At 44.4% G+C, this 17,394-nt stretch carries 22 protein-coding genes, 1 tRNA gene and 1 riboswitch; of the genes, 4 read left to right on the plus strand and 19 right to left on the minus strand.

Annotation, left to right across the window (positions count from 1 at the left end; genetic code table 11):
- From Q7P41_RS04170 to Q7P41_RS04210, 9 genes are all read right to left on the minus strand, one after another.
- A partial coding sequence (locus Q7P41_RS04170; RefSeq protein WP_303882342.1) for a ribonuclease HII occupies positions 1–552 on the minus strand: 552 nt, incomplete at its 3' end.
- Between the two features lies 1 nt (position 553).
- Positions 554–1,375, minus strand: coding sequence for a ribosome biogenesis GTPase YlqF (gene ylqF, locus Q7P41_RS04175; protein WP_303882344.1), 822 nt, complete (start codon positions 1,373–1,375; stop codon positions 554–556).
- Entirely contained in the window at positions 1,375–1,881 is a 507-nt protein-coding gene (lepB, locus tag Q7P41_RS04180) for a signal peptidase I (RefSeq protein WP_303882346.1), read from the minus strand. Before lepB ends, ylqF begins: the two co-directional genes overlap by 1 nt.
- 104 nt (positions 1,882–1,985) lie before the next feature.
- Positions 1,986–2,447, minus strand: coding sequence for a Tfp pilus assembly protein FimT/FimU (locus tag Q7P41_RS04185; protein ID WP_303882348.1), 462 nt, complete (start codon positions 2,445–2,447; stop codon positions 1,986–1,988).
- A 49-nt stretch (positions 2,448–2,496) separates the two neighbouring features.
- Positions 2,497–3,057 carry a 2-oxoacid:acceptor oxidoreductase family protein gene (locus Q7P41_RS04190; RefSeq protein ID WP_303882365.1) on the minus strand — a complete coding sequence of 187 codons (561 nt, stop codon included), beginning with the start codon at positions 3,055–3,057 and terminating at the stop codon, positions 2,497–2,499.
- Positions 3,057–4,916, minus strand: coding sequence for an indolepyruvate ferredoxin oxidoreductase subunit alpha (gene iorA / locus Q7P41_RS04195; RefSeq protein WP_303882366.1), 1,860 nt, complete (start codon positions 4,914–4,916; stop codon positions 3,057–3,059). Before iorA ends, Q7P41_RS04190 begins: the two co-directional genes overlap by 1 nt.
- Positions 4,917–4,946: 30 nt before the next feature.
- Complete coding sequence (locus tag Q7P41_RS04200; RefSeq protein ID WP_303882367.1) at positions 4,947–5,360, minus strand: thioesterase family protein; 414 nt, start codon at positions 5,358–5,360, stop codon at positions 4,947–4,949.
- A gap of 131 nt (positions 5,361–5,491) precedes the next feature.
- Positions 5,492–5,917, minus strand: coding sequence for a CoA-binding protein (locus tag Q7P41_RS04205; protein WP_303882368.1), 426 nt, complete (start codon positions 5,915–5,917; stop codon positions 5,492–5,494).
- Positions 5,918–5,977: 60 nt separating this feature from the next.
- Entirely contained in the window at positions 5,978–6,361 is a 384-nt protein-coding gene (locus tag Q7P41_RS04210) for a hypothetical protein (RefSeq protein WP_303882369.1), read from the minus strand.
- A 181-nt stretch (positions 6,362–6,542) separates the two neighbouring features.
- Between Q7P41_RS04210 and Q7P41_RS04215 the strand changes: the two genes are divergently transcribed.
- Together Q7P41_RS04215 and Q7P41_RS04220 are read left to right on the plus strand one after the other, a co-directional pair.
- A tRNA-Ser gene (locus Q7P41_RS04215) sits at positions 6,543–6,630 on the plus strand.
- Between the two features lie 59 nt (positions 6,631–6,689).
- Positions 6,690–7,574: an ROK family protein gene (locus tag Q7P41_RS04220; protein WP_303882371.1), complete on the plus strand. Its 885-nt coding sequence runs from the start codon at positions 6,690–6,692 to the stop codon at positions 7,572–7,574.
- On the opposite strand, the gene Q7P41_RS04225 is transcribed toward Q7P41_RS04220, so the two are convergent.
- Positions 7,571–8,974, minus strand: coding sequence for an MATE family efflux transporter (locus Q7P41_RS04225; protein WP_303882373.1), 1,404 nt, complete (start codon positions 8,972–8,974; stop codon positions 7,571–7,573). The two genes, Q7P41_RS04220 and Q7P41_RS04225, sit on opposite strands and share 4 nt — an antisense overlap.
- 183 nt (positions 8,975–9,157) lie before the next feature.
- On the opposite strand from Q7P41_RS04225, the gene Q7P41_RS04230 reads away from it, so the two are divergent.
- Both Q7P41_RS04230 and Q7P41_RS04235 read left to right on the plus strand, forming a co-directional pair.
- Complete coding sequence (locus tag Q7P41_RS04230; protein WP_303882375.1) at positions 9,158–9,634, plus strand: ferritin family protein; 477 nt, start codon at positions 9,158–9,160, stop codon at positions 9,632–9,634.
- 80 nt (positions 9,635–9,714) lie between these two features.
- Positions 9,715–10,254, plus strand: coding sequence for a type 1 glutamine amidotransferase domain-containing protein (locus tag Q7P41_RS04235; protein WP_303882377.1), 540 nt, complete (start codon positions 9,715–9,717; stop codon positions 10,252–10,254).
- A 133-nt stretch (positions 10,255–10,387) separates the two neighbouring features.
- Here Q7P41_RS04235 and Q7P41_RS04240 read toward each other — a convergent pair whose 3' ends face one another.
- From Q7P41_RS04240 to Q7P41_RS04280, 9 genes are all read right to left on the minus strand, one after another.
- Entirely contained in the window at positions 10,388–10,933 is a 546-nt protein-coding gene (locus tag Q7P41_RS04240) for a 2-oxoacid:acceptor oxidoreductase family protein (protein ID WP_303882379.1), read from the minus strand.
- A gap of 6 nt (positions 10,934–10,939) precedes the next feature.
- Entirely contained in the window at positions 10,940–11,782 is an 843-nt protein-coding gene (locus Q7P41_RS04245; RefSeq protein WP_303882380.1) for a thiamine pyrophosphate-dependent enzyme, read from the minus strand.
- Complete coding sequence (locus Q7P41_RS04250) at positions 11,779–12,924, minus strand: 2-oxoacid:acceptor oxidoreductase subunit alpha (RefSeq protein ID WP_303882381.1); 1,146 nt, start codon at positions 12,922–12,924, stop codon at positions 11,779–11,781. Before Q7P41_RS04250 ends, Q7P41_RS04245 begins: the two co-directional genes overlap by 4 nt.
- Positions 12,921–13,160, minus strand: a complete 240-nt coding sequence (locus Q7P41_RS04255) for a ferredoxin family protein (protein WP_303882384.1) — start codon at positions 13,158–13,160, stop codon at positions 12,921–12,923. Before Q7P41_RS04255 ends, Q7P41_RS04250 begins: the two co-directional genes overlap by 4 nt.
- Positions 13,161–13,238: 78 nt before the next feature.
- Positions 13,239–13,646, minus strand: coding sequence for a thioesterase family protein (locus tag Q7P41_RS04260; RefSeq protein ID WP_303882387.1), 408 nt, complete (start codon positions 13,644–13,646; stop codon positions 13,239–13,241).
- A 157-nt stretch (positions 13,647–13,803) separates the two neighbouring features.
- Positions 13,804–14,583, minus strand: coding sequence for a sulfide-dependent adenosine diphosphate thiazole synthase (locus Q7P41_RS04265; protein ID WP_303882389.1), 780 nt, complete (start codon positions 14,581–14,583; stop codon positions 13,804–13,806).
- A gap of 125 nt (positions 14,584–14,708) precedes the next feature.
- Positions 14,709–14,809, minus strand: a riboswitch (TPP riboswitch).
- 200 nt (positions 14,810–15,009) lie between these two features.
- Positions 15,010–15,492: a ribonuclease HI gene (gene rnhA, locus Q7P41_RS04270; protein ID WP_369693133.1), complete on the minus strand. Its 483-nt coding sequence runs from the start codon at positions 15,490–15,492 to the stop codon at positions 15,010–15,012.
- 136 nt (positions 15,493–15,628) lie between these two features.
- Positions 15,629–16,918 carry a TRAP transporter large permease gene (locus Q7P41_RS04275; protein WP_303882393.1) on the minus strand — a complete coding sequence of 430 codons (1,290 nt, stop codon included), beginning with the start codon at positions 16,916–16,918 and terminating at the stop codon, positions 15,629–15,631.
- Entirely contained in the window at positions 16,915–17,394 is a 480-nt protein-coding gene (locus Q7P41_RS04280; RefSeq protein WP_303882394.1) for a TRAP transporter small permease, read from the minus strand. The genes Q7P41_RS04275 and Q7P41_RS04280 overlap by 4 nt, the downstream gene beginning before the upstream one ends.

Genomic DNA, 17,394 nt, shown 5'->3' on the forward strand with positions numbered 1-17,394 from the left:
CTTAAAAGTTTTTCTGTGAATGGGTGAGATGCCCTTTAAAGTTAATGCCCTCTTATGTTCTTTTGTCGGGTAGCCCTTATTGGATGCAAAGCCGTACCCGGGATACAATTTATCGTAAGCAATCATCACCCTGTCTCTTATCACCTTAGCAATTATGGATGCCGCACCGACAATCGAAATATTTCTGTCCGCCTTTGGAATAGCCCTTTGAAGATAGGGTAGATCAGGTATAGCGAAATTGCCATCGACTATGACCAAATCTGGCGTCACGGGAAGCGAACAAACGGCACGCTTCATGGCCCATAAGGTAGCCTGCAGGATATTCTCTTTATCGATACGCAATGGACTTGCAGCTTGAACTTTATAAATAAAACCTCGTTGCGTTATGAGGGCAAATATTTCTTCCCGCTTCCTAGGAGATAGTGCCTTTGAATCAGCCACGCCGAGCGACTTTAACGTGTAAATATCCTCTTTGCACACAGCTACAGCTGCTGCTACCACCGGACCTGCTAAAGGACCTCTGCCAGCTTCATCAACGCCTACTACTATCATATCAAGGCAACTCCAGGGTAAAAGCACCTAGCTTTCCGGTGGCAAAGTTTTCAAGTAAAAATTTACCCGCTCTCGATATATCTACTTCGCCACCTGGAAGAAGGGCACCTATTTTTCGACCTATGGCTTTCAGATATTCTTCAACTGCTATTTCGTCGGCTGGAGTTATCGAGAAATTTTCCAGTATTCTGGAGATAAAACTCGATGATTGCATGAATTTCAGAAACTCCAAGGCCAAACTCTCATAATCTCCTACAACACTTATCCTAATACACCCAAGCCACGCAAGCATCGCACGGGTCTCTCTATCAGTCTTGGGGTCTAAAATGCCTGGAGAATCGACAACAAGCAATCTGCCAGCTTTATGCCAGGAGACTCCCCTGGTAATGCCAGGGAGTCCTCCTACTTTAGAGGTCTTTTTGCCTATTAAAGCATTTAGCAACATGGACTTGCCTACGTTTGGTATCCCAACTATGGCAACCCTTAGTTCCCTCCATCGAGGTTTGCCCTCACAAACTTCGAACAACTTCCTTCGCAATTCCCTTGAGACTCCCCTTTTAAGGTTCAGTGCAAAGGCAGGAGTGTCTGAGGAAGCAAGCTCCTTTATCCAAAGCCTTGTCTTGTCTTCTTCCGCTAGATCCCGTTTACTTAAGACCACGCAAACCGGTTTCAATTTGGCAAGCTCTTGCACAAAGGGCGAAGACGTCGATTTTGGGGCTCGGGCATCCCTCACTTCTATGAAGACGTCCACCTGCGAGGCCATTTCCTTAAGTTGTCTTTTTCCTTTTTCCATGTGGCCCGGATACCAAACTGTCCTGGTCATTACTTGGGCACTCCTAATCTGCTCAAAGGCCAGTAGCGGAAAAAAGCCGGCCCGCGCAAATAGTTTTTTGGTACAAAACCCCAAAAACGGCTGTCCTGAGAATTAGGACGATTATCACCCATGACAAAATACTGTCCATTTGGGACTGTAATTTTTTCCATGCTGAAAAAATCCCTATTTTTCACGTAAGGCTCCTCCAAGGGCACATCATCTATATAAACCACTCCATTTTTAATCTCCACAGCATCGCCAGGCAGGGCAATTAAACGCTTAACAAAATCACGCGTGGGATCCAATGGGTATTTAAAGACGACAATTTGTCCTCTTTTCGGTTCTGTAAAATGATACCAGAACTTAGCCACCAGCACTCTATCACCAGGCATAAGGGTGGGTATCATGGAACCGCTTGGTATCCAAAAGGCTTGAACTACAAAGGTTCTTAAAATTAGCGCCAAAATCAAAGCCCAGATTAATGTTTCGATCAGTTCTCTCCACCATGGTTTCATCTTAATAGAACTCCCCCTGCGAGCAGATTGCTCAGACTTTAACATATGCATGTCTTTATAACCCCATTTGGCTTATAAAATCAAGGGAAAATATTCATTTTTCCCTAAAGATGTCCTCTAATCGTTATACGACAATAAGGAGATATTACTATATAACCGAGCAGCCTGGAATTGCTTTTTGGCCCCGTTGTTACTTTCAAGGTCAGTCCGGGTGTAAGTGTATACCATTGCGGAGAATAAATCGAAGAGCTCTCCGTAGCGCTCATACCTCTAAAATAGCACATGTGGGCTGAGTCAAAGATTTCTTCTTCAAGCGTATCGAGCCACTGTACTTGTAATTTACTAGTAGAGACAGAGCGAGTCGTGTATTTTAACATAAAAGGTCTACCGGTTTGTGTTGCCTCGATGAAGGTTCCCTGAAGCCAAGTTCGAGCTTTCGTTAGTTCGATAACAGCTAGCAAATCTCTTAGTGACCGTCCGGCAAGAACAAAACAACCCGCACTTCCCATAAAGATGAAAATTACTATCAAAAGTTCTACAAGCGTCAATCCCCTTCTTGACAACATAAATAAGGTCCTCTCCGGCCCGGAGAGGACCTTATTTAAATCCAGGTTCTCATGACCCATGAGCTACACTTCTGCCTAGCTCAAGCGCTCTTAGGTTATCTTCTCTGAACTTCACAGGGCTCAAGCTTGAAACAGCCTCCTCAATCTCCTCAAAGCAGATCCCGCCAATGCCCAAAGCGGACATCGCACCAAGTATCAATACGTTCAAGAACAAATAATTACCACCCATATGTTTGTCTAATATCTCATATCCATTTAGTAAAAATGTAGAAATATTTCTCTTAGTCAAATACTTTTTTAAGTTTTCGTTTTGAAAGGCTTCACGTTTATGCACATTTATAACGCTATGGCCGCCATCATTTAGAAAGTGCAAATTCCTTATGCCTTCGTTCTGATCGAAGGCCAGTAGGACGTCAGCATCTCCTACGCTTATAAGGGGAGATTTGTAGGGCCCTATTTTGAAGTGGCTTATTACGGAACCGCCTCTTTGAGCCATCCCGTGCTCTTCACTGCCTATTGTATTTTCGCCCCGCTTCAGCGCTATTTTCCCAAGCACACGGCTGGTGAAAAGTATCCCCTGCCCTCCAAGACCAACGATGATGTATTGCATTATCTTCCCTCCTCCGATATGACCTCAATAGCCCCGTGAGGGCATACATTCGTGCACACGCCACACTTAATGCAAAATCGCTCGTCTATAAATGCCTTCTTTGAGCCCTCATCGAAGGCTAAGCCAGGACAGTTGAAGAAGTTGATACAAAATTTACAACCTATACATGTATCATCATTAACATGTACGGGAATTTGTGGCTGCTCTTGTCTAAGCAACATGCAGGGGTGAGTAAAGATAACCACGGCAGGCTCTTCGTGATCCTTGGCATATTCCCAGGCTTCTTTCAAAATTTCCACGTTCTTGTCTATATCGTAGGACTCAACGGTGCGCACAAACTTTACACCGCATCCCCTAACAGTTCCTTCTATGGGAACAACTCTGCCGGTTTCGCCCTTTCTTAATTTTTCGCCTGTACCCGGATGAGGCTGTCCGCCCGTCATGGCGGTAATCCTGTTATCCAAAATGGCCAAGACGAAGGCGTGCTTGTTATAAACTGCGTTGACAAGCCCCGGCAAACCCATGTGGAAAAATGTCGAGTCCCCTATAGTAGCTATAATGGGACGTAGTTTGCTATCGATCTTATGGGCAAGATAAAAGCCAGAGGACTGAGTGACGGAAGCACCCATGCAAATTGAGGAATCTATGGCCTTTTGATTTACGCCCAAAGTGTAACATCCGATGTCAGAAGGATATATCCCGTCCGGGAAAGCTTTCCGTATGGCAAAAAGGCTAGCCCTGTGTGGACATCCTGGGCAAAGCATAGGTGGTTTGGGCGTTATTTTCAACTCTTCGATTGCCTTCTTTAAATCCTCATCCACCGGGCGAGAGAAATCTTCTCCCAGGGCTTTATGAATTATCTCTTCAACCACCTCGGGTACCAGTTCGCCAGCTCGCGGCACATATCCATTCCATCGCCCCTTGACATTCGTTCGATCGGGAACCTGAAGTTCTATTACAGGATAGGTTTCCTCTAGTATCAAAACGTTTTTATGTCGAGCGATAAAATCAGTCACAAGGTCAACTGGCAATGGATGGGGGGTTCCTATTTTCAAGACGGAGATGTCCTTTCTTCCCATTTTGGACAGCAAGTCCATGACCACCGCAAAGGATATACCCCCAGCTATAATGCCAAGTTTGGCCTCTTCTTGCGCCGGCACCTCGTAGTTGTACTTCGAAAAACTTTCAGTAAAATCCTGCCTAATAGCATCCATCTTTTGGTTTAGTCTAGGGTGGTTTATTTTTACGTTTGCAGGAAGACAATTCCAGCGCTTGGGATCCTTGGCGAACTTAGCAGACCTTTCTAATTTTATCGGTTCGCTGTACTCCACATCTTGTCTGCAATGATCCACGCGAACTGTCGGACGTAACATTACAAGGATATGATACTTTTCGGATAATTCGTAAGCATCTTTTACCATTTCCATTGCTTCTCTGGCAGAAGAGGGATCAAAGACGGGAATTTTTGCAAATAAACCAAATAACCTGCTATCTTGCTCCGTTTGAGAGCTGTGATGGCCGGGGTCATCTGCGACGATCAACAACAGACCGCCCTCAATGTCAAAGTGAGCCAAACTCGTAAAAGGATCTGCTGCGACATTAAGACCAACGTGTTTCATGGCAACACAGGATCTTTTACCCGTAAAAGAGGCTGCTGCTGCAACCTCAAATGCCACCTTTTCGTTCGTAGCCCATTCCACAGCCATTTTAATGCCGAGCGAATCGGCGAACTTGGCTATGGCCGGCAAGATCTCGGACGAAGGTGTGCCCGGATAGGCACAAGCTACTTCACAGCCCGCTTCCACAACACTTCTGGCAATAGCTTCATTACCAAGAAGAACAGCCTTTTCAATCGCCACTAATATTCACCTCTCTCGCCATTTTCCATTTTATTGTTGCAATAAACATATCAACTTGTCGTAGAAGGGTTTTGGTTTTTTTAACAACTTTCCTCTTTTGTCGCAAAAGCCGTGCTTAGTAAATCCTTCCGCTAAAAACATATCATCGGAATCACGATAAACTTTAAATTCAAAGGAAAGACTATAAGGTTTTACTTCTTTCAAGTAGGTATCTATTCTGATGAGGTCATCGTATCGAGCGGGGTGTTTATATCTACATCTCACCTCTACAACTGGCATAAAGACACCTTTTTCTTCCCAATTGACGTAGGGCATGCCATATTTTCTGCAAAATTCCGTTCGCCCCATTTCAAACCAGTTCAGGTAATTAGCATAATAGACAACACCCATTTGATCTGTAGCACCGTATGGCACTCTTAAAACAAAGGAGGCGCTTAAGGGCATCTGCTTCATCTCCTCATGAAAAGTGTGATTTACGCATGATAAAAGTTGAACAAATTCATCATAACATATCTATCAATAATAATTCCACAAGGGTTTGCCAAGAAATATTTTATCCCACCTCACTTGTCATCTTAAGTGTCAAGACGTGAGCAACGCGCCTTATGCACTGCCATTATGCACTGTCCACTGACGACAGTATAATCCAAATTTTTTAATTCTTCTTCAAGTTCCTGGTTTTCAGCCCCCGGTTGCATCCATACTATTGGCTTGTAAGAAAGGCTCTTTAATTCATCTAACAGAAATGCTTGATTTTTGGGACCTATGAATAAAGATAATATATCTACATTCTCAGGAATGTCTCGTACCGAGGCATAAAAACTTAATCCTAATATTTTAAGACCCCTATACTTGGGATTTACAGGATAGAGTGAAAAGCCTTGTGACTTAAGGTAGCGCATCACCATTGAAACGGGCCTTCCCCTTTCGATGGTTGCGCCAAGAACGGCCACCTTGGAAGGGGAACATACGTATTCTTTTACTATTCTTTCCCACACCATTTCTTTCACTCCTCTTTAAATCCTCGACGATATGAGCACTTACAGTGCCCCTTCTCACATTCAAGTGCCGCATAAGCCCTCTATAGCAGTGAAGCGAATGTCACAAAAAGGTCCCTCCATGTAAATCGCTGCTTTGATCTCCGCTTCTTCTCCGGGTAATAGCGAAACTCTTTTTGCCCTAAAGGTTCGCTGCGCAGCTAACTTATTATCGATGCTGTAGATGCTAACAACTATTCCGGGGCCTGCTATTTCTTTCGAAGTAACATTTTTTATGGTGGCCTTCAACTCCAAAACTTTTTCTTCATTATCATACCAAAACGAAGACGTAATCAAGGCAATTTTAGTTTCGTGCACTTCAGAAAAAGAGGAACCTGCAAATACAAGACAAGTTGATGTGGCCACCAAAAGAAAAAAGGCAACGTATAGGAATCTTTTTTCTTTCATGATTTATCTCACCTCTTCATCTGTAACGCCTTTAAAATCATTTTACGGTTTATTCTTAGAAAATCCCAGGGCCATCTTTAACCCAAAGAATTGCCCCACCAAAAAATGTTAACATGGAAATCTGGAAGTGGCGCTTTCCTGCCTTCACTAAAATTAAAGTAGTTGTTATAATGTTTCGTACGGAGGACTGGCCGAGTGGTCGAAGGCGGGTGACTTGAAATCACTTGTGCCGAAAGGCACCGGGGGTTCGAATCCCTCGTCCTCCGCCATTTTTTATTTTTAGTTGTTAAGCATTGTTAAACAATATTTAACAATAAAAGGAGATAATATGAGCAAGCTCTCGATAGGAATAGACATAGGAGGACATTATATTAAAGCAGCTCTCATAGAAGAGTATAAATTTCTGCGAAGATGGGAAGAACCGACCTCTGAGGGAAGGACTATCGAGGGTGTGACTGAGCAACTTAAAAGAATCGCAGGAGAGCTTGAGCCACCAGGTTACACCTTATCCGTCGGAATCGGAATGCCGGGATTTCTAGATTTGCAAAGAGAGCATCTCGTACTTTCGCCCAACTTTCCGGACTGGAAGGGTCTCCCCCTCAAAACCTTGCTCGAGGATAGACTAAAAAGAAAGGTAATGATCGAAAACGATGCGAACTGTTATGCCCTAGGCGAACAATTAGCTGGACTGGCCAAGGGTCTTAAGGATTTCGTCGTCTTAACTCTCGGAACAGGAATAGGTGGCGGCATCGTTGTAGACGGAAGATTGTTTAAAGGCGCTCATGGATTCGCAGGAGAACCGGGCCATATGGCCCTAGGCGAAACCGAACTCTGCGGATGCGGATGCTACGGTCACCTTGAAGCTATAAGTGGGACCGACGCAATGGAAAGAAAAGCGGGGCAAATTGGCTTGCCTGAGGACATGAAGATTCTATGGGCGCGTAAAGACGAACCTGCCATCGCAGAGATAATAATGCCTTCACTTCAAACGATGGCCAAGGCGATCGCTTCCATAACGCATCTTTTTGATCCCGAGATGATCATATTAGGTGGCGGATTTAGCAGGGCCGAGGGGCTGCTTTCAATCCTAGAACCCATGGCGCTCAAATATTTAGTTCCTCACTTCAGGGATATCTTTAACCTAAAAATTAGCCTTCTGGGCAACGATGCTGCCATGCTTGGAGCAGCTTCACTTGCAGATGAGTTGAACTAACGACAACTGCTTGATCTATTTGAGGCAACCTTTAGCAGTGGATTTGCCATTCCTTCATTTTTCTTAAGTTTTTTTAGTTCGCGCTGAAGTGCAAAGAAAGCCAAAACCGAACCTCCCAAGTCTGTGGCTGGAAAAGCCATCCATATTCCGTCCAAACCAAATATACGAGGCATCAACAAAATTGCCGGATAGCAGACGCCAAGTTGGCGTACTAGTTGAATAAATAATGCTTCTCTTGCTCTGCCTAAGGTTTGCAACGTATAGGAAGTCACCACAAATATGGAAGCTGCTGGCAGTAAAGCATATCCAATTTTCAAGGCACGCGTTGTCATCTCGATCAAAGCCTGGTGATCATCACAGAAAATTTGGACGATCCGCCGCGCGAAAAGTTGAGTTGAAACCCAGGAAAAAGAAAACACGAGCAAACATGCAAAAAGGGCCAATATTATGGTCTTTCTGACGCGATGGTAAAGGCCTGCCCCATAATTGTACCCAATAATTGGTTGTGCTGCTTCGCTAATTCCCAGTGCCGGCAGAAAGAACAAACTGTCCAAAGCAAGAAATATTCCTACCGAAGAAACGGCCATATCACCGCCTAATTTTAAAGCCCCTTGATTTAAAAGAACTAATAGCACGGCAAAGGATAGAGAAGTTATGCAGGGAGTTACTCCTATAGCTAGCATATTAACTATAAGGAGCTTTCTTGGCTTCAAGTTTCCGTATCTGAATCTCAGCACACTATGTTTTAAATAATACAATGCAACCCAAAGGCACGATAAGAGTTCAGAAAGGGTCGTTCCCCAAGCAGCCCCCTTTACACCCCAATCAAACACGCAAATGAAGAGCCAGTCCAAGAAAATATTGGCTCCCGTCCCAATGACAAGAGTGCCCATGGCCCATTTGGGTGATCCTTCTACCCTGATCAAAGAATTAAGCACAAAGGAGATCATAAAAAAGGGCATACCGATCAACGCTATAATCATATAGTCGCGTGCAGGTTTAAGTATCGCTTCGCTTGCTCCAAAAAACTTCAATGCAGAATCAAGAGAAAACAACATGACAATGCAAACAAGTAATGCAAAGATAATAGATAGAGTTAAGGCATTACCCAGGACAAGTTCGGCCCTCTTTTTCTTACCCGCTCCAAGGCTTCTGGAGGCAATGGATGCGGCACCAACACCCACTAAAACACACAGCGCAATACCTATCTCAAAAAGTGGAAAAGCAACCGTAACAGCAGCAAGTCCTGCTTGTCCAACGTTTTGTCCGACAAATATCCTATCAACAATGTTATAGAGAGCGTTTGCAAACAATCCAGCTATAGCTGGCAGCGAAAAGTATAAAAGCAGCTTGCTTACGGGTTCTGTGCCCAGGCGCTCTGTTTTCATGTCGATGTTCATGATCGAAATCCTCCCTTCATGCTAAGATGCATACAATGATCGCCCGTCTACTGTGGTTCCATTATATCATAGGCTCGTCCATGGCCAAAGTGTTCTAAATTATCATTGATCTGATTTGGCGTGATATGCTATTATAAAAACGTTTCAATAATGTTTAATCATTTACAAGGAGGCGAGCATGAAATGGCAGAATGTGGATTCGATATGAAAAGTGCACTTGCTTATGCTATACACGCTGAGATTCAGGCGCACGAATTTTACAAAACCTGGGCACAAAACGCCAGAACGCCGGCTCTAAAAAAGGAAATCTCAGAATTGGCAGACTGGGAAGAAACGCACAAAGACACTTTATCTAAATATTACGAAGAGCTTTTTGGCGAACCCTTCACGCCTGATCCAAATGTGGTCGTGGATCCAGCGCTTTGCGTTCAGGCCGACGAATTTAAGGATTATTATTCCCTCCTCAGATTAATATCTACCGCTTATCTTTCCGAACTCAGGGCTGCGGAATTTTACGAAAAATTGGCCGATAAGGTAGAACCAGAAGAAACTAAACTCATGTTTAAGGATCTCGCAAATATGGAAAGAGGCCATATGGAATTCGTCAGAAAACGATACGATGAACTTAGAGGTGAGTTGGAAGGAAGGCTAATGCTTTAACATAACATTGCTAGGACTTGCAAGTCCTAGCAAACCCTCTAGAATAAACGCTGTCAAACTTTCCCCGGGAGGTGAAATGCATGTCTAAACTTAGTGGGAAACGCTTTATCTTCTTCGTAGAAGAGGATTACGAAGACCTTGAGCTATGGTACCCAAAGATAAGATTGATCGAGGAAGGAGCAGAGACCGTAGTGGCAAGTCCTGAGAAGGGCAAATTATATCGAGGCAAACACGGCTATCCGTGCAAAAGCGAGATTTCCTTCGATGAAGTGAACCCCGATGATTACGACGGCATCGTGATACCCGGAGGATATGCTCCCGATAAGATTAGAAGATACCCAAAGGCACTTGAGATAGTCAAAAAGCTAAACGATGCCAATAAAATTGTCGCTTTTATTTGCCATGCAGGATGGGTACCTATTTCGGCAAGAATTCTAAAGGGAAGAAAGGCTACTTCTGTCGGAGCCATTAAAGATGACATGGTCAACGCTGGCGTTAATTGGGTGGATGAGACGGTAGTAGTCGACGGGAACCTCATAAGCAGCAGAACCCCCAACGACCTACCTGAGTTCTGCAAGGCCATTATAGAAAAAGCTTCTTCGGGCTGTTCTTGTTGCTAATACCATCGCAGACTGAGACCAGTCGAAGAGGGGGCTAATTAGCCCCCTCTATTTTTAACTGTACTGCTCACGCCGGAACAATGGTCGAAGCGGTAGTCCATTTTAAAGACCCTAAGACACGTAAAAGATCAGTTTAACGAGTTAATGCTACGCTCTTGCCCAGCTCGATTCCCTTGCGTAAGATTTCAATATTTTTTTCCAAAATTTTTCCGCGGAACCTCTTCTCTAAAACATTATCTAGTTGTTCTAGGGAAATATCTACAATGAAGCTGGCAGCTATGCCCAAAGAAAGAATATTAGCACTTCTTGCAGACCCCAGTTCTTTTGCAATTTCAACTATAGGCAATCCAAAATACCTTTTATCGAGATCATATTTGGAAGCATCGATAATGCTCGAATCATAAATCACCTTACAATTATCATTTGAAACATTCAGGTAGTGAAGAAGTGCAGGCTCAGCCAAAACGATTATGAGGTCGGGGGTTAAAGCATAGGGATACAAGATTTCATCATCGGAAATGATAACATCTGTCTTGGTAAAACCCCCCCTTGCGGATACCCCGTAGGCTTGGGTTTGAGCAGCTCGCAATCCGCAACTGACGGCAGCCTCTCCGAGCAAAGACCCAGCTAAAATAACGCCCTGACCACCAATTCCGGAAAAGATGATTTCGTACTTCATCGTTATTCACTCACCTTCAAGGTCTTTTTTTGCTCTGGCTTGAATTTCATTGTAGCGAGACAGGAAAGAATGTCCTTTTTTATCCGCAAACACTCCAGTTACAATGGCTCCACTGAGTTCTTCCTCAGATAAGTTCTTTGCGCGCTCGATTGATATCGCTTTATCCTTCAACCAATTGAGCATGATTGGTGCCTTGGGCATCTTGTTATACCTGCCAAAATAAGTAGGGCAGGGGGAAATAACCTCAACTAAAGAGAATCCCTCATGAGAAAGCGCCATCAAAATGTATCTTTCTATCGTGCCCACATGATAGACAGTAGTCCTAGCAACAAAACTTGCTCCGGCTGTTTCGGTGAGACGACAAATGTCGAGTGCCGGCTCCGGATCTCCATACCAAGAAGTAGATGTTCTAGAATCTAAAGGAGTAGTGCAGGAATACTGGCCTCCTGTCATGCCGTAATTTAAATTATTTGCTATTATGGCGGTCACGTCTATATTTCTGCGCGAAGAATGAATTAAATGATTCCCGCCAATCGTAGCGCTATCGCCATCGCCCATCAAGGCTAAAACCTTTAAGGATGGATTTGCCACCTTTATGCCTGTGGCTATAGGTAAAGCCCTACCATGAGTTACATGGACTGTATTAGTATACAAATAATCATCCGCTTTGCCCCAGCAACCAATGCCAGTTACCACCACGACGTCTTTGGGAGCGAGGCCGCTTTTTTCGAAGGCATAAAGCATACTCTTCAAAATAACTCCGTATCCACAACCGGCACACCACTGATGGGGAAGGCTTTCTTCTCTCAAGAAGGCCTTCCAACTGACTTCTTTTGATCTCCTGCTCATAGAGATAGCACCTCGTCCAGAGCTTTCATTATTTCATAAGGAGCGAGAGGTTCGCCATCATAACGGTTCGCCCCAACTACTGGAATTGCGTCAGGAACTGCTTTTCTGACTTCTCCAATTATTTGTCCCATGTTCATCTCGGGCACGACAACTCCCTTTTTATCCTTTGCTAATTCGCAGACATATTCCGCCGGAAAGGGCCAAACAGTCTGAAGTTGCAAGACGCCCACTTTAAGTCCTCTCTTTTTGGCATCCAAAGCAGCCTGTCTTGCCGCTCTAACCGCTCCACCAAAGGCGATTAACAAATAGTCGCTTCCATCAACGTCGAAGGTCTTATATTTTACGATTTTATCTTTATTCTTTTCTATCTTATCGTACAGCCTTTTGATTAAATCTTTAGCCTCCTCCGGAGAACTGGTGGGCAAACCTTTTTCGTTATGCGATGAAGAATGAAATCGAGCCAAATAATGTCCACCCAGAGTAGCCATAGGAGGCACTAAATCCTCGTCAGCCTTGTAGGGATAATACTCATCCAACCCTTCAGGTGGACGTTTTCTGTTTATGATCTCGACTTCATCTTTGGATCGCAGAACACACCCCTCACGCAAATGCCCTACCGTTGCGTCAGCCATGAAAAGCACAGGACATCTGTAAGTCTCGGCAACATTAAATGCAAAAATTATCAGATCGAAACATTCCTGTACCGTTGAGGGTGATATAGCGATTATAGAATGATCACCATGTCGTCCCCACCGAGCTTGCATGATATCTGCCTGAGCTGGTTTAGTGGCCAAGCCGGTGCTCGGGCCCGACCTTTGAACATTTATTATCACGCAAGGGACCTCAGCCATGACGGCTAGCCCAATATTTTCCTGCATCAAGGAGAAACCAGGGCCGGAGGTTGCCGTGAAGGCCTTAGCGCCGCCTATGGAGGCACCTATAATGGCAGCAATGCTCGCGATCTCATCTTCCATTTGAAGATAGTAACCGCCAACTTGCGGCAGCCTCCTGGAAGCCCTTTCTGCTATCTCGGACGAGGGTGTAATGGGATAACCCGCAAAAAACGTTGCACCCGATACCAACGCTCCCTCGACGATGGCTTCGTTTCCAAGTATGAATCCAATTTTACCAGTCAACGTCACGATACTCCTTTTGACTTAACTTCAATGGCAAAATCAGGGCATCGCAATTCGCATGCGCCACATCCGATGCAATCATCAACCCTTACAGGAACAGGGCGGCCAAGTTCATCAGCTTCAAACACCTTTTTGGGACAAAATTCAACGCATATTTCACACCCCTTACACCTGTCCCTTCTCATCTCAATTCGAAATTTTTTTCCTTCAACGACCATGATTTCGCCCTCAGGTATCGCCAAATCCAATTCCCCCTTACACCTCTCTTGACTCGTTCTAATAAGTGATTTGTCGCAAATAACGCAGGAGGACTTTAGAACTTACACGCCCGTTCTTTCTTTCGCCTTTTCAAGCAATTTCGGATAGTTGACGATGGCCCTAACATGTTTACCGTAACACACGATTCCGTTTTTATCACTTATCTCAAAATCGAAGATTAACCTATTGCCGTTTATTTCTTTTAAAGTAACTTTGTATGAAACCTCTGCCCCCATCATCGTGGGCTCTTCATGGGTTATCTCGGTGTGATAACCAACCGAGATAAAACCTTGAGGCAGAGCCCCATCTACCATCTCCGTAGCCATTCGCACAATCATATTTATACAAGCCGAAGTCGATAAAAATTGTTCGAGGTAAAGCGAAGAGTTCCCCACGGTATCCTCTACGGTTACGGTCTTTTTAACAACCCTTTCCGTTCCCACCGAAAGCAATTGGTCGATATCCAACATCTTTGACACCTCCAATGCAATCTTTTATTAATTTAAATTTACCACAACATGACAATTCTGCCAATTGGTTGATCATGCTAATAGCAAAAAAATTCAAGGGCAAGCTCCAAATGCACCTTGGACTTGCCCCAAATTTAGCGGTTAGTATTTTTTCGACTCACAGCCTTTCCACAATATCTCTTGCTACTTTCACACCTGAAAGAAGCATCCCCCCGAAGATTGGCCCCATCCTCGGGCCCCCAAATGTAGCGTTAGCCGCCATCCCAGCTACATAAAGTCCGGGGAAAACTTCGCGAGTGTTTTCTATGGTCAATTTTTCGGCCTTGTCCGCTGACATAAATTTTTCTCCCTCCACATTACCGGTGGCAGTCAGCAATTTTCCGGGCATTTTGCGAGCCACAACTTTAACAACCTCCGTATCATGCCCGGTAGCGTCTATAACATACTTACAACGAACCGATAAAGGGTCGACGTGGAGCCCTGACATTTCAATGGCCGTCCAATTTACTACAAGCCCTTGTATGCGACCTTCGTCGTGGACTACAACGTCCTCCACGCTAATCCCGTTAAATATCACCGCTCCTGCTTTGACGGTTTTACTGGTGATAGTGCTCACCGCTTCTACGGAATCAGCGGTGTAATAACCCTCCACTTCATAGGGAAAAGCCCTCACCTCGAGCTCGTCCAAAATTTGTTTTGCCTCTTCTTGTATAACTATTTCGTTAAAAAGCATTCCGCCTCCCCACATACCACCTCCTACGCTGAGTCTGCGCTCGTAAATGACTACCTTTTTGCCGGCTTTGGCCAATTTATAAGCAGCAACCAAACCCGATGGCCCTCCGCCTACGACGGCCACATCTAGATCAAGATGTTCCGTCAGCTTTCTGAAATACCTATCAACTATAGCTTTGGTTATTATTAATTCGTCCAACTTCATTACCGCGCAACCCCCTTAAGAATTTTGTGAAATTTCGGCGGGGAAACAGCGAGAGTCGAGGCAATAAAAAAACCGCCCTTTTGGCGGCATCAAAGTTTCAACCAGCAACTTTAATTTCTATTTAAACTTCTTTGGCTCGCCAATTCCTCCGCCAGCATTACCTGGATCAAGTTCTAGGAGTATTTTCTCAGCCCCGATTCTTATCGGAGCACCCCCTGGCGATATATTTAATTTTCTATAAAATATCTTACTACTCTTAGCCCCATAGTCAAGCAAACAAACTTGCTTGAAAGGCAACACATAATACCACATCAAGCGATGTACAACTTGCCTAAGTTTCAATGAAACTGGAAATAAAAGCAATTCGAGCCTGTTATCAGCGCAAAATCTCATACCCGCACTTTGCTGCTTTATAAGTAAATAAGTTTATTCATGAAAATTCAATGTTCTTTCATAGCCTTCATCTATGGGCAAATCTTTTTGTCTTGCCGCTAACGTCGAAAGTTCATCACAACGTTCGTTTTCCGGATTGCCATCGTGACCCCGAATCCATACAAACTTAACTACGTGCCTATCGCACAACTCCAGCAATTTTTCCCACAAATCCACGTTCAATGCCTTTTCCTTTTTATTACGCATCCAACCTTTTGCCTTCCATCGCTTTACCCACCCTTTGTTCATGGCATCGGCAAGGTACCTTGAATCCGTATAAAGAATCACTTCGCAACTGCAATTCAGCGCGCTTAATCCCGCTATAGCCGCGTATATCTCCATCCTGTTGTTGGTCGTGAGCCTAAAGCCACCCGATATCTCCTTTCTGTGGCCGTTGTAAAGCAACACGACGCCATATCCTCCCGGACCGGGATTGCCCAAACATGCTCCATCAGTGTAAATTGTCACCTTTTTCATTTTCTTGATAGTCCATTCAACTCCGATCTGAGACATAAATACGAACCTGTTTTTATCATCATAACAGACACAACGAAGGAAGAGACGCAATTTTTTCAGTTAACCGAAAATATGCCTCTGCCAGCAGAACCTTTCTTCACAACCCCAAAACGCGAGGCACAAAAGTTACCACGAAGGGACATAAAATTATTATTACAACTACCACGAGGGACACCGCTATGAAAGGCCATACGAACTTTAAAACTTCCCCTAAGGGCACTTTACCGACCGCTGATACTATGTAATTACACGCACCCATTGGGGGTGTAACCAAAGCAATGGTTACGTTCAACGTCATAACAATTCCAAAATGAAGCGGATCAATGCCAGCCTGCACTGCCAGCGGATAAAAAATGGGGGTGAGCAACGTCAAAGTCGCCACTTCTTCCATGAAGCATCCAACGATAAATATTATCCCGGTAAAGGTCAACATGAGCAAAACAGGACTGGACACAAGGCCCGCTCCTGCCAACAATTCGGCGAAACGTTGTGGTATCCTCTCCCATTTTAACAGCCACCCAACCGCCTGAGCAGCACCCATGATGAGAAAAATTGAACTGGTTGTACGGACAGTCTCGTACAAGGCAGCGAAAATTCCCCTTTTGTCAAGCTTTTTTGTATAAAATAACCCAATCAACAGGCAATAGGCAACAGCCAAAGCCCCTGACTCGGTGGGAGTCACCACGCCAGTTACAATTCCCCCGATTATGATCATAGGCGCTATCAAGGCCGGTATTGAATATATCAACGTCTCCTTTATTTTTAACCTTTCCTCGCTGCTAGAAACAGGAGCCCTATATATCGCGGCATAGAAATAATTCATCACTGCATAGGCTAAACCAAGAACTAGTCCAGGTATTATTCCCGCCGCGAATAATCCTCCGATCGAGGTGTTGGTCATGGAAGCATAGATGATCATAAATATTGAAGGAGGTATTATGGGGCCTATCAAGGAACTCGCGGCCGTTAAGCCCGCTGCATATCCTGGGTTGTATCCTTCCTTTTTCATCGCCGGGATAAGAATCGACGAAAGGGCCGAAGCATCGGCCGCAGCTGAACCGTTAACCCCGGCTAATATTATACCCCCAACGATGTTGACATATCCCAATCCTCCACGTATTGAACCTACTAAAAGCTTGGAAAAAATAATAAGCCTGTCGGTTAATCCGGACATGTTCATTAACGACCCAGTCAATACAAAAAATGGGATGGCCATTAAAGTAAAAGAATCCATGCCACCAAAAAACTGCTGACTTACTGCTCTAAGAAGGGAAATGTCGCCCAGCACCATAACGCCCAGAAAGGCAACGGAAAGAAGCGCAAGATAGAGGGGAAGCCCTATGATCATCAACCCAAAAAACAAGAGCAACAGCATCAAAAGGCTCATTGTTCAATTCCCCTCTTATCTCGATAAAGAACAAATTCAATGAACAAAACGCCTAATCCCACGGGAAGCGAAAGAAGCGGAATCGTCTTGGGAATTCCCATGCCCATAGTCCGCACTTTCCAATTCCCCAAAGCATTTACCGTTCCCAGGTAAATCATTAGTCCTAAAACCACGATGCCTATGATAGCTCTCAACATACTGCACAATCGCTGCAAAAAAGGGGGGAACTTTGGCATTACGAAATCAATGGCCATCATGTCGCCCCTGACGTGGGCGCAGCTAGCCCCCACCATTACCATCCATATCAAAGAATAACGGGCCAATTCCTCTGTCCATATAAATGAAGTGTGAAAAAAGTACCTCGAAAAAACGCCAATCAATATGTCGCATATGTTCAAAGATAAGAACGAGCACGATATAAGGGCACATCCTCGCTCTATCTCATATACCACCTTATCGCAAAAACCTTTTGGCAT

The organism is Acetomicrobium mobile, from assembly GCF_937920065.1.